General features: G+C 69.9%; 11 protein-coding genes and 2 pseudogenes. 5 read left to right on the forward strand and 8 right to left on the reverse strand.

Going from position 1 to position 12,482, the window contains the following annotated elements:
• Positions 1-48: 48 nt before the first annotated feature.
• Entirely contained in the window at positions 49-663 is a 615-nt protein-coding gene (locus tag IQ220_RS07510; RefSeq protein ID WP_228008977.1) for a M23 family metallopeptidase, read from the reverse strand.
• Entirely contained in the window at positions 650-1,825 is a 1,176-nt protein-coding gene (gene hemH, locus IQ220_RS07515) for a ferrochelatase (RefSeq protein ID WP_186696606.1), read from the reverse strand. The genes IQ220_RS07510 and hemH overlap by 14 nt, the downstream gene beginning before the upstream one ends.
• 142 nt (positions 1,826-1,967) lie before the next feature.
• Here hemH and IQ220_RS07520 point away from each other — a divergent pair, with 142 nt between their 5' ends.
• Entirely contained in the window at positions 1,968-3,212 is a 1,245-nt protein-coding gene (locus tag IQ220_RS07520; RefSeq protein WP_193914064.1) for a site-specific integrase, read from the forward strand.
• Positions 3,213-3,246: 34 nt separating this feature from the next.
• Positions 3,247-3,912, forward strand: coding sequence for a cob(I)yrinic acid a,c-diamide adenosyltransferase (gene cobO, locus IQ220_RS07525; RefSeq protein WP_193814478.1), 666 nt, complete (start codon positions 3,247-3,249; stop codon positions 3,910-3,912).
• A 23-nt stretch (positions 3,913-3,935) separates the two neighbouring features.
• Here the strand turns inward: cobO and IQ220_RS07530 are convergent, their stop codons facing one another.
• Positions 3,936-4,127, reverse strand: a complete 192-nt coding sequence (locus IQ220_RS07530) for a hypothetical protein (RefSeq protein WP_193914066.1) — start codon at positions 4,125-4,127, stop codon at positions 3,936-3,938.
• 123 nt (positions 4,128-4,250) lie between these two features.
• Between IQ220_RS07530 and pyrH the strand changes: the two genes are divergently transcribed.
• The 3 genes from pyrH (at position 4,251) to IQ220_RS07545 (ending at position 6,785) form a co-directional block, all read left to right on the forward strand.
• Positions 4,251-4,961: a UMP kinase gene (gene pyrH, locus IQ220_RS07535; protein WP_186700482.1), complete on the forward strand. Its 711-nt coding sequence runs from the start codon at positions 4,251-4,253 to the stop codon at positions 4,959-4,961.
• 119 nt (positions 4,962-5,080) lie between these two features.
• Positions 5,081-5,620, forward strand: coding sequence for a ribosome recycling factor (gene frr / locus IQ220_RS07540; RefSeq protein ID WP_186696603.1), 540 nt, complete (start codon positions 5,081-5,083; stop codon positions 5,618-5,620).
• A 10-nt stretch (positions 5,621-5,630) separates the two neighbouring features.
• Entirely contained in the window at positions 5,631-6,785 is a 1,155-nt protein-coding gene (locus IQ220_RS07545; protein ID WP_193914068.1) for an NAD(P)/FAD-dependent oxidoreductase, read from the forward strand.
• 11 nt (positions 6,786-6,796) lie between these two features.
• On the opposite strand, the pseudogene IQ220_RS07550 reads toward IQ220_RS07545, so the two are convergent.
• From IQ220_RS07550 to IQ220_RS07570, 5 genes and pseudogenes are all read right to left on the reverse strand, one after another.
• A pseudogene (locus IQ220_RS07550) lies at positions 6,797-7,173 on the reverse strand (Crp/Fnr family transcriptional regulator).
• Positions 7,174-7,230: 57 nt separating this feature from the next.
• Positions 7,231-8,403, reverse strand: a complete 1,173-nt coding sequence (locus IQ220_RS07555; RefSeq protein ID WP_193914070.1) for a transaldolase — start codon at positions 8,401-8,403, stop codon at positions 7,231-7,233.
• Between the two features lie 100 nt (positions 8,404-8,503).
• Positions 8,504-10,353, reverse strand: a pseudogene (locus IQ220_RS07560) (peptidoglycan D,D-transpeptidase FtsI family protein).
• Positions 10,354-10,392: 39 nt separating this feature from the next.
• A complete protein-coding gene (locus tag IQ220_RS07565) occupies positions 10,393-10,902 on the reverse strand; it encodes a hypothetical protein (protein ID WP_186696598.1) in 510 nt (169 codons plus the stop codon).
• A 56-nt stretch (positions 10,903-10,958) separates the two neighbouring features.
• On the reverse strand, positions 10,959-12,299 hold the full coding sequence (locus IQ220_RS07570) for a lysostaphin resistance A-like protein (protein ID WP_370566376.1): 1,341 nt from the start codon (positions 12,297-12,299) through the stop codon (positions 10,959-10,961).
• Positions 12,300-12,482 lie beyond the last annotated feature (183 nt).

The raw sequence follows: 12,482 nt of genomic DNA on the forward strand, positions 1-12,482 counted from the left end.
GCGAGGGGCGTAAGCGTCACGGCTGCAGCAGGCCCACCAATGGGGCCACTATCGGACACCAGCAACCCTAGGCGCTGGAGCGGTTTTTGGAGCTTGTCTGGCCTGGGCCATGGCCCGCAGTACCTGGGCCGGATCGATCCAGCGCCCGCCTTGGCGCAACCCCCAGTGCAGGTGGGGGCCGGTGGTGCTGCCGCTCATCCCCACATGGCCGATCAGCTGGGCGGTGCGCACGCCCTGGCCCACCCTGAGCTGCACCGCGCCGCTGCGGTAGACACCTGCTGAGCCCCGGCCCGCCAGGTGGCAATAGATGTGCTCGTAGGCCCCGGAGCGGATCACCAGCCCCACGCCGCAGCCTCCGTCGTTGATCACCTCCTGCACCACGCCGCCCCACCAGCTGCGCACCGGGGAGCCCAGGGGAGCGGCGATGTCCAGACCGTAGTGGGGGCGCACGTCGCCCCCGATCGGGTGCACGCGCATGCCGAAAGCGCTGGTGAAGCCGGCGAAGCTGGCCACGGGGAAGGCCCCGAGCCGCCAGCTTTCGGCACGGGCGGAGGGTGGGCCGGCCAGCAGGGGCGTCAGCACCAGGGAGGCCAGCAGCAGGCGTGCCGGCGTCACTGCCCTCCCTGCGGCCCTGAGCACGGCCATGCCTTCAGAGCAGCCCAAGGGCATGGAGCGGTCCTCGTCCACTGAGCAGTTCCAGCAGGAAGGCGGAGAAGCCCACCATGGCCAGCCTGCCGTTCCACACTTCGGAACTGTTGTTCCAGCCCCAGGCCCACTTGTCCTGGGGATAGAGCTTCACCTTGGTGGGCAGGGCGGCGGCCTGATCCAGGTTCACTTCCGGTCCCTCCAGGGCGTGCTGCACCAGGTCGGCGAGGCCGGTGATGAAGGCCGGCGTGGTGTCCAGGGCCGGCACCCGCCGGAAGTTGGTGATGCCTGCCTCCGTGGCGATCTCGCGGTATTCGATGTCGATCTCTTCGAGCGTCTCGATGTGCTCGCTCACGAAGCTGATCGGCACCACCACCAGGTCCTTCACGCCCTGGGCGCCGAGGTCTTCGAGGGCCTCGTCGGTGTAGGGCCGCAGCCACTCCACCGGGCCCACCCGGCTCTGGTAGGCCAGGGTGGAGGGGTTGGAGTGGCCCAGATCAGCTTTCAGCCTGGCCATGATCAGCTCGGCGCAGGTTTCGATCTCCCGCTGGTAGGGGTCGCCGGCCTCGGCCACGTAGCTCTTCGGCACGCCATGGGCGCTGAAGAACACATGGGCCGTGGCCGGGTCAGGGCACTGCTCGATCTCCCTGGCGATCAAGCCCGCCATGGCGCTGATGTAGCCGGGGTCGTCGTAGTAGCTGCGGATGCAGCGGATCGGCAGCCGTTCGAAGCCGGGGTCGGCCTGGCGCAGGCGTTTGAGCTCCCGGAAGCTGGAGCCGCTGGTGCTGATCGAGAAGTGGGGGTAGAGGGGCAGCACCACCACCTCATCGACGCCGTCGGCCTTGATGTCGGCCACGGCCGACTCGGTGAACGGGTGCCAGTAGCGCATCGCCACGTAGCTGGTGGCCTCGATGCCCCGCTGCCGCAGGCTGCTCTGCAGCTCCCGCGCCTGCTGCTCGGTGATGCGGCGCAGCGGTGAACCCCCGCCGATCGAGCGGTAGGCCTCCTGGGACTTGCCGGCCCGCAGGCTGCTGATCAGCCAGGCCAGGGGCTTCTGCAGGGCGGGATTGGGCAGCCGGATGATCTCCGGGTCGGAGAAGAGGTTGTAGAGAAACGGCCCCACGTCCTGGATCCGCTCGGGACCCCCGAGGTTCAGCAGCAGCACGCCAACCTTGGCCATGCCTTCTGTTCCGTTCGGCGTGTTGGCCGTGAGCGTAACGCTGCAGGCCGGGCCCTAGCGGTGCACGACGACGATCGATAAGGTCGGCGCATTACGCACCGGAGCCATCGCGCCCCGATCAGCTGCTGCCGTGAGCCCTGCCATGGGCACCTCCGGGGCCCTGGCTGGGGTGGATTCCACCGCCGCCACAGCCAGGCTGATCCAGCAGCACAACCGGCGTCTGGCGGCCGCCGGCCTCAGGCTGCGGCTGGAGATGCGCGGCGGCAAGCTCAGCCTGCGGGGCCCCCTGCCCTGCCGCAGCGGGGCCGGGGCCTGGCGGGTGCAGCGGCTGAGCCTGGCCCTGCCCGCCACGGCGGCTGGCGTGGCGGAGGCTCTCGAGACCCTGCGGGAGGTGCAGCGCCAGCTGGAGCTGGGCCGCTTCGACTGGGCCCGCTGGAGCCGGCGCCAGGCGGTGTCGTCGATCATCCCTTCCACCCATGCCGCCGCGGCGGCCCCCAGTCCGGCCCCTGGGGATGCCGGCAGCTGGCGGGCCCAGGTGCAGGCCTTCAAGCTCGCCTTCTTCGCCGATCCGCGCCGGCAGCTCAACCCGGCTGGCAGTCGCACCACCTGGAGTGCCGCCTACCGCCCCTATCTGCGCCGCCTGCTGCGGCTCAGCGCAGAGCAGTCGGGCCCAGGTGGCGAGAACCTGCTGTTGCGCACCCTCGAGAGCTACCCGCCGGGTAGCCGCAGCCGTCAGCAGTGCGGCACAGCCCTGGCCGCCCTGGCCCGCGAGTGCCAGCTGGTGCTGCCGCCGGAGTGGGCCGCCCAGGCCAGCGGCTACGGGCTGCATCTGGCCCGCTTCCGCCAGCTGCCCAGCGACGCCGAGATCCTGGCGCTGGTGGAGCAGATCCCCAACCCCGGCTGGCGGCTGGTGTACGGGCTGCTGGCCACCTACGGCCTGCGCAACCACGAGGCGTTCTTCGCTGATCTTTCGGCCCTGGCCCCGGGGGCTGACCGGGTGATCCGGGTGCTGCCCACCAGCAAGACCGGAGAACACCAGGTGTGGCCGTTTCAGCCGCACTGGGTGGATCACTTCGGCCTGGCGGCCATCGCCGGCGGCGCCGCCGCCCTGCCGCCGGTGACCACCAACCTGAGCCGCACCACCCTGCAGCAGGTGGGCCGCCGGGTGGCGGAGCAGTTCCGGCGTTACGGGCTGCCGATCACCCCCTACGACCTGCGCCACGCCTGGGCCGTGCGCACGATCCACATCGGCCTGCCCGACACGGTGGCGGCCCGCATGATGGGCCACTCCGTGGCGATCCACACCCGCACCTACCACCACTGGATCACCCGCCGCGACCAGCAGCAGGCCGTCGACGCGGCCCTGGCCCGGGGCAGGTCAGAGTGAGCCGGCGCCGTCTCCCCGTTCCCCTCTCCCCCCGATGCCTGATTCCAGCCTCGATCAGATCGCCCAGGACCTCGGCCCCGGCGGCGCCCTCGCTCCAGAGCCTGATCGGGAGGGCTATCAGCGCCGCATGGCCCGCCGCAAGGAGGTGCAGCAGCAGCGGGTGGGGGAGCGCTCCCTGGAGAAGGGGCTGGTGCTGGTGTTCACCGGCCAGGGCAAGGGCAAGACCACGGCGGCCCTGGGCCTGGTGCTGCGCACCCTGGGCCACGACGAGAAGGTGGCGGTGGTGCAGTTCATCAAGGGCGGCTGGCAGCCCGGGGAGGCCAGGGCCCTGGCCGTGTTCGGAGAGGCGCTGCACTGGCATGCCCTGGGTGAGGGTTTCACCTGGGAAACCCAGGACCGCGAGCGCGACCGCGCCCTGGTGCAGCAGGCCTGGGAGCGCTCCTGCGCCTACCTCGCTGACCCGGAGCGCAAGCTGGTGGTGCTGGATGAGGTGAACGTGGCCCTCAAGCTGGGCTACCTGGCGGTGGAGCAGTTGCTGGAGGGCCTGGCCCTGCGGCCGCCCCTCACCCACGTTGCCCTCACCGGACGCGGCGCCCCGCCGCAGCTGCTGGAGCGGGCCGATCTCGTCACCGAGATGACCCTGGTGCGCCATCCGTTCCGGGAGCAGGGCGTCAAGGCCCAGGCCGGCATCGAATACTGAAAACCTGCACCGAAGCTGCCCGATCAGCCCAGGTCGTCCTGCAGCTGGGCCAGGCCACTCACCAGCACCGAGAGGCCGCTGATCAGCACGGCCCGGTGCACAGCAGGTTCGCTCCAGACGCCGGGCTGCTCTGCGGCGCGACCCAGGGCCGAGAGGGTCAGCCGGGCCATCAGCTGACAGGACCGCACCGTGGGCGGCTTCGGCGGGGGAGCCATGGCTGTGCTGCTTTGCAGCAGTGAAGCGCCGGGCCTGGCGGCTGGCAAGCCTGGCCGCCGCCGAGGGCAGAGACGGGGCCGACAGCAGGGCCATTGCTACGGTGCGGCAAATCCGTGGTGTCGATGGGTTATCAGCGGGTGCTCCTCAAACTCAGCGGTGAGGCGCTGATGGGAGAGCAGGGCTACGGCATCGATCCGGAGATCGTGAAGGCGATCGCCTCCGATGTGGCGGCCTGTGTGGCCGACGGCACCCAGCTGGCGATCGTGGTGGGCGGCGGCAACATCTTCCGTGGCCTCAAGGGCAGTGCCGCCGGCATGGACCGGGCCACCGCCGACTACGTGGGCATGCTGGCCACCGTGATGAATGCCATCACCCTGCAGGACGGCCTCGAACGGGCCGGGGTGCCCACCCGGGTGCAGAGCGCGATCTCGATGCAGGCCGTGGCGGAGCCCTACATCCGCCGCCGCGCCATCCGCCACATGGAGAAGGGGCGGGTGGTGATCTTTGCGGCCGGCACCGGCAATCCCTTTTTCACCACCGACACCACCGCCGCCCTGCGGGCCGCTGAGATCAGTGCCGATGTGGTGTTCAAGGCCACCAAGGTGGACGGCGTGTACGACAAGGACCCGGCCAAGCATGCCGATGCCCGCCGCTTTGAGAGCCTCTCCTTCCTGGAGGTGCTCAGCAGTGAGCTGGAGGTGATGGATGGCGCGGCGATCGCCCTCTGCAAGGACAACGCCATCCCGATCGTGGTGTTTGACCTGTTCGGGCCCGGCAACATCGGCCGAGCCGTGGCCGGCGAGCCGATCGGCACCCGCATCCATCCCGCCTGAGGCGCCCGCCCGCAGCCGTGAGTACTCTCCCCACGGTTCCCGATCAGCGAGTCCGAAAGCCCCGGCCATTCGGCAGCACCTGCCCTCCCTTTCTTCGCCCTGCCCCCGCACCACCCGCCATGGACCTCGAAGCCAGCATGCGCAAATCGGTGGATGCCGCCCTGCGCAACTTCAACACCATCCGCACCGGCAGGGCCAACCCCTCACTGCTCGACAAGATCAGCGTGGAGTATTACGGCGCTGAAACGCCGCTCAAATCCCTGGCCAGCCTCTCCACGCCCGACTCCCAGACGATTCAGATCCAGCCCTTCGACATGGGCGCCATGGGGCTGATCGAAAAGGCGATCGCCATGAGCGACCTCGGCCTCACCTGCAACAACGACGGCCGGTTGATCCGCATCAACATCCCTCCCCTCACCGAAGACCGGCGCAAGGAGCTCTGCAAGATCGCGTCCAAGTATGCCGAGGAGGGCAAGGTTGCCCTGCGCAATAATCGGCGCGACGGCATCGACCGGATCAAGAAGCAGGAGAAGGACGGCGAGCTCTCCGAAGATCAGAGCCGCGACGAGCAGGACAAGGTGCAGAAGCTCACCGACCGGTTCATCGCTGAGCTGGACAAGCACCTGGCCGAAAAGGAAGCCGAGATTCTCAAGGTGTGAGCGCTCCCCCGTGAGTGAGCTGGCGGGCTGCAGGCCCGAGGTGATCGTGGTGGGTGCCGGTGCCGCCGGCGCGGCGGCGGCCTTCCACCTGGCCCGGCTCGGCCGCGAGGTGCTGCTTCTCGACGCTGCTGCCTTCCCGCGCAGCAAGCCCTGTGGCGGCGGCATGGCGGCCTCCGTGCAGCGCTGGTTTCCCTTCGATCTGCGCCCCGCCGTCGACACCGTGGTTGAGCGGGTGCGGTTCACCTGGGCCCTGCAGGATCCGGTGCTGGCGGAGTTGCCTGGGGAGGCCCCCTTCTGGATCGTGCGCCGCTCCCGCCTGGATGCCTTCCTCGCCGAACAGGGTGTGGCGGCCGGCGTGGACTTTCAGCCCAGCACCGAGGTGCGCTCCCTCAGGCCCGTTGCGGGCGGCTGGCGAGTGGAGGTGCAGGGCCCTGATGGGACGCCGCAGGGCCTGCAGGCCAGGGCCGTGGTGGTGGCGGATGGTTCCGGCTCCCGGCTGGCGGGCCCCCTGGGCCTTGGCCCGCGGCGGCCCCGCTTCGCCTCCACCGTGTCGGTGGAACTGGAGGGCGAGGTGAGCGACCCGGCGGCGGCCCGTTTTGATTTCGGCCTGGTGCGCCAGGGCTTCTGCTGGGCTTTCCCGCGCCAGGGTGGCTACAGCATCGGCCTCGGCACCTTTGTGGGCCGCGACCCGGTGGCGGCCGAAGCCGTGCTGACGCGCCTGCTGCCCAGCCTCGGTTTTGCCCCCGGGGCCGGGGTGCGCAGCGCCGGCCAGCTGCGGCTCTGGGATGGCCACCACGCCCTGCATGGCGATGGGGTGGTGCTGGCCGGTGATGCGGCCTCCCTGTGCGATCCCTTCCTGGCCGAGGGCCTGCGACCGGCCCTGCTCAGTGGCTGCCAGGCCGCCTTCGCCATCGATCGCTGGCTGGGCGGTGAGGCCGGGGCGCTGGCGGCCTACAGCGCCACGATGCGGCGGGAGTGGGGCGAGTCGATGGCCTGGGGCCGGCGCATGGCCCAGGTGTTCTACCGGGTGCCCCGGGTGGGTTATCAGCTGGGCATCAAGCGCCCCACGGCGCCGCGGCGCATCGCCCAGATTCTCTCCGGGGAGATGGGCTATGGCGACATCGCCCAGCGGGTGATCCGCCGGCTGCTGCTGCGCAACGGCTGAAGCCGGCGCACTCAGATGCGGGTGCAGTCCTTGAGCTGGCGCAGGCGCTTGTCGATCGAGCCCAGCAGTTCGATGGCGAACATCGGTGATTCCTGAACGGCGAACAGGAACTTCTCGCGGTTCATCACCAGCAGCCGGCAGGGGGTGAGGGCCCGGGCATTGCCGTAGCGGCGGTGCTCACTGGTGACCAGGCTCCTGCGCCGAACACATCGCCGGCGTTGATCTGTTCATGGCCCTGGTCACCGTTCCAGGTGAGTTCCACCCGGCCCTCGAGCAGGCCGAACATGCAGTCGCCGGATTCTCCCGAGCCGAAGATCAGGGCACCGGGTTCAACGCTGACCACCTCGCCTGTGCTGGCGAGGGCGCGCATGGTGCGGAGGGCGTTCACGCAGCCGACTCAATGGGGCAGGGCTGACAGTCTGCACCGCGGCGGTGGGGCTGCGGCTCAGCGACCGGCCAGGGCCAGGGCCGCCCCGAGACCGCCGCGCACATCCTCAGGCGCCAGCCGGCCGTCCTTGTCGGTGTCGAGGGCGTCGAAGACGGCGTCACTGCCGAGCCACTCCTCGCGGGTGATGCAGCCGTCGCCGTCAAGGTCGTTGAGCAGGAAGATCTCGTGGACCGCATGGCCGAAGGCGGCGCCTCCCTCAAGTTCCCCCAGCCGATGCGCCAGCTGGGCCTCCAGGGTTTCGATGGCCTTGATGAAGCCGCCGATCCCCTCATCGAGCTTCTCGGTGGCCATGGGGTCCTCGGCCAGCATGGCCCGGTAGGCAGCCTCGTCGAGATGAATCTGGGGGCGGGTCGGGGCCGGGTCAAAGGCGTTGAGCTTGCGCTCCAGGGCCCCCTGGGTGCCACGCAGCTGGGCCAGCAGGGCTGGGGAAATGGTGAGCAGGTCGCAGCCGGCCAGTTCGATGATCTCCTCGGTGTTGCGGAAGCTGGCCCCCATCACCTCGGTCTTGTAGCCGTAGGTCTTGTAGTAGTTGAAGATCTCCGTCACCGACACCACGCCCGGATCCTCGGGGCCGGGATAGCTGTCGCGGCCGGTGCTCTTCTTGTACCAGTCGAGGATGCGGCCCACGAAGGGGGAGATCAGGGTGACGCCGGCCTCGGCGCAGGCCACGGCCTGGGCAAAGGAGAACAGCAGGGTGAGGTTGCAGTGGATGCCCTCCTGCTCCAGCGCCTCGGCGGCCCGGATGCCCTCCCAGGTGGAGGCCACCTTGATCAGCACCCGGTCCTTGCCGATGCCGGCTTCGGCGTAGAGCTCGATCAGCCGCCGGGCCTTGGCGATCGTGGCTTCGGTGTCGTAGCTGAGCCGCGCATCCACCTCGGTGGACACGCGGCCCGGCACGATCTTGAGGATCTCCTTGCCGAAGGTGACGCAGATCTCATCGAGAGCTTCGCGCACCACCGCATCGGCGCCGGCCTCGGCTCCCATCACCGCTCTCGACTCCCGCAGGGATCGGTCGATCAGCTCCTGGTAGGCCGGGATCTGGGCCGCCGCCAGGATCAGGGAGGGGTTGGTGGTGGTGTCGCGGGGCGTGAACTGCTGGATGGCCTCGATGTCGCCGGTGTCCGCGACCACCACGGTCATGGCGGACAGTTGGTCGAGCAGATTGGCCATGCCTGGTGGGGTGCCGGTGCCTGGTCACGCTAGCCAGAACGCCGCTGCCGCCCCTCAAGGCCCTTGCTCCTTGCGCGAATGGCCACACAGCGGGGCCCGCTCAGCCCGCGGAAGGGTTGGCCGCCTTGCTTCGACTGACGCCCAGGGCCTTGGGATCGGAGGGGGGCAGTTGCTCCAGCACCAGCAGGGCGTCGATGATCTTGCGGGCCACCGGCGCCGCCACGGTGGAGCCGTAGGTGTTGCCGCCCTTGGGCTCATCCACCACCACCAGCACCACATAGCGGGGATCGTCGATCGGCAGATGGCCCACGAAGCTGGTGATCAGGCTCCAGGGATGTACACGCCGCGCTCGGCCTTCTGGGCGGTGCCCGTCTTGCCGCCGATCCGGTAGCCGGGAATGTGGATGCCCAGGCTCTTGCTGTTGGCCACCACGGTTTCCATCCAGCCCATCACCACTTTGGTGACCTCCGGATCCAGCACCTGCAGGCCCCCGCCGCCGGGGGCCGGAGCCAGGGCGTCTCCCGAGCGCAGGCCCCGGGTGATGTGGGGGCTCACCAGGCGGCCGCCGTTGGCGAGCATGGCGTGCAGCTGGGCCAGCTTCAGAGGCGTGAGCGAGAAGCCCTGGCCGAAGGCCGCCACGGCGGGTTCGATCGGGTGGCTCACGAAGGTCTTGCGGTCCTTGAGTTCGCCAGCCACGGCCCCGGGCAGGTCGGTGTCGGGGCGCTCGTCGATACCGATCGTGCTCAGCCACTGCCAGAAGCGCTCCCGCTTCACCTTGCCCATGGCCTTCACCATCGCCACGTTGCTGGAGGCCTCCAGCACCGTGGGGAAGTCGATCAGGCCGTTGCCCTGGCGGTTGTGGTTGAAGATCGGCCAGCCGCCGATGCTCAGGGAGCCGTTATCAAACACCTTGCCGTCGGCCTGGATGGCCTTTTCCTGCAGGGCGAGAGCCAGGTTGATCGGCTTGAAGGTGGAGCCCGGCTCGTAGAGGTCCTGCACGGACCATTCACGGAACAGGCCCGGATTGAAACTCCAGAAACGGTTGGGGTCGTAGGTGGGCACCGAGGCCAGCGCCAGCATCTCGCCGTTGCGCACGTCCATCACCAGAGCCGCGCCGCGCTTGGCCTTCCACTTCTTCACCTGGTCGTGCAGGGCCTTCTGGGTCACCTGCTGCAGGCGGGCGTCGAGGGTGAGCTGCAGCCTGAGGTCGTCGCCATAGAGCGAGCCGGCGGCCATGCCCTCCGGAAGCGGGGTGCCGTCGGCGCCGCGGCGCATGCGCAGGGTGGTCTCGTTGCGCTGCAGGTCGCTGTTGCGGCTCTGCTCGAGCCCTGCCTGGGGCACCCGCTCCAGGTTGAGGAAGCCCACCACATTGGCGAACAGGCTGCCCTGGGGATACACCCGCTGGGGGTAGGCCTCAAGATCGATGCCGCTGATGTTGAGCCGGCGGATGCGGTCGGCGGTTTCGGGATCGATGTCGGTGCCGAGTTTCACGCCGCTGGGGCGACCCGCCATTCTCTGCAGCAGGGTCTCGCTGGGCTGGGCCAGCACCGCGCCGAGACGGCTGGCCACCTCGTCGGGTCGGCGCAGCTTCTGGGGATCGTCGCCGGGAAAGTTGAAGTAGCGCGGGTGGGCCCAGAGGGTGAAGCGCTGCTCATCGAGGGCCACCAGGCGGCCGTTGCGATCCACGATCGTGCGCCGCTTGCCGAGCGGCGCCACCGACTGGGTCTGGATTGCCCGGGCCCGGTTCTGGAGGTTCTGGGTGTCGATCACCTGCAGCCAGGCCAGCCGCGCTCCAAGACCGACCAGGGCCGTGGCCAGCAGGCCATAGACCAGCAGCAGGCGGTGCGTCGGCAGGGGCTGCATGGCCACCACCCGCTCGGAGCGGCCAGGGCGGCCCGGCCTGGCGGTGCGGGGCAGGCGGGGGGTGTGGGGAGGGGCTTGCTGCGCCATGGCTGGGGAGGGCCGGGGGGTGGGCTGCGGCCGTAGGACTCAGTAGCCGGCAGGGATCCGGCGGATCTCGAGGCTGCTGAGCAGGGGCTCGGCGGGGTGGGGCGGCTGGCCTTTGGCCATGGGCAGGTGGATCAGCTGGTGGCTGGCGGTGGGCACGAGCCGGCCGGGTTTACCCACGGCACTGAGGTGGTGCTGCTCCAGCAGGGCAGCCGACTCCTGCAGCCGGTGCTCCAGCACCTGGGCCGCTTCCAGGGCCTGATAGCTCTGCCCCCAGTGGTTCTGCCAGTGCAGGGTGAGGCCACTGAGCCCCAGCATGCAGAGCCCCAGGCCGACCAGGGCACCATCGGCCACCCGATGCAATCCAGCCAGCCAGGGGGCGCGCCGGGCCACCTTCTGACCCGAAAGCGAGCCCTGGATCAGTTGGAGCGGGGCGCCGTCGACAGCGCGACGGTTTCCCGTGGCCCGGGTGGCAGGGGCAGGAAACACGGAAGTGGGGCCCTCAAGGGGCTGGCGGGTGGAGGCCTGCCGGGGGACGAACGAGGCGACCACGGATGCTGCGGAACTCTGCGCAAGTGAACCACCCCGCCGCGGCCTCAGCAAGGCTTCTATCCGGCCAGCAACAGCAGATTGGCGAAGGTGAACCCATTCCACAGCGCGTGCACCAGCACGCAGCTGCCGAGCCGGCCGCTGCGCAGCCGCAGCCAGCCGAGCCCCAGCCCCAGCACCATCAGCGGGGCCAGCTCGTTGAGGCTGAGATGGGCGGCCGCGAAGATCAGGGCACTGAGCAGCACCGCCAGGCCCGGGCCGACGCGCTGACCCAGCACCGGAAGCAGCACACCACGGAACAGGGTTTCCTCAAAAAGGGGAGCCAGCAGCACCGCTGTCAGCGCGAAACAGGCCAGGGCCAGGGGCTGTCCGGTGGTCAGCACCAGCTCCAGCAGAGGGTTGCTGCCGCCCTGGTCGCCGGCGATCCGGTCTGTGATCCAGCCCACCAGGGCCACCATCGGCAGCAGCATCAGCATCACCTGCAGCGCCTGCAGGGCGCTGCTGCCGAAGGGGCGCCAGTGCCACTGCAGCCCGGCTGTCGGTTCGCCCTCCCCCATGTGCTCGCTGGCGCGGCCTCGCATCTGGACCCAGAGAATGGTGAGGGGCGCCAGCATCAGGCCCAGATAGAGCAGCAGCACCTGCAGGCCCTGCTGCAGGGCAGGTTCGCCGTTGAGGGGGCTCAGCAGGGCACCCAGGGCCGGGCTCAGCAGCAGGGGCACGGTGAGTTCCCCCAGCACCACGAAACCGCCGGCGATCAGCAGGGTCACATCCACCAGATCCAGGGGCGGCCCCTCCAGCCGCGGTGCCGCCGGGGCCTGGCCCCGCCACTGTTGCCAGATCTGGCGCAGCAGCAGCCCCACGCCCAGCAGGAGCAGCAGCCCCGGGGCCCAGCTCACCCCCACCAGCCGCCACACGGCCTGTTGCGCTGCGGTGCTGGTGCCGCACCCCTGGGGGTCCTGGCTCAGCCCCTCACAGAGCAGTCTCTGGGTGAGCGGCCGCAGGCTCCAGGGCTGTTGCAGGGTGTCCAGCTGGGAGCGCTCCAGCCGCTGTCCCCGCTCCAGGGCCGTCACCAGGGCTCTCTGGTCGCTGGGGATCTGCTCCTGCAGGCGATCCCGCAGCTGGCTGGCCTTGATGTCCTGGCCCTGGCGCTGTTGCAGCAGGGCGAGCTGCAGCAGGGGCTCGCCCTGGCCTGGGCCCGGATCGGCATCGTCCTGAGCGAGCAGTGACTGGCGCAGCTCCTCGAGTGGATCGACCCCGGTGAGCAGGGGCTGCAGCGAGGGGGGCGCTGCAGGCATGGCCAGGGCCCGCAGTTCCAGCTGCCGCTGGTCCAGGGCCCCGGTGACGGTGGGTTTCTCCAGGCTGAGCAGGAGGCCGTTCAGCCAGAGCAGGCCTGTGATCACCAGGCAGAGCAGGGCCAGAAGCGATTTCCAGGCTGGCGTTCTCGAGCTCGGGCGTTCAAGCTGGCGTCCTGCGGAGGGAAGGTGATGGCCCGATTCTGTCCTTGCGCGCCCTGGGCCGCTGCTGCCGGCGCAGACCGCACGCCAGCCTGGGGCTGATCCCTGCGGCCCGGCCAGGGGCCTCCA

Source organism: Cyanobium sp. LEGE 06113, assembly GCF_015207615.1.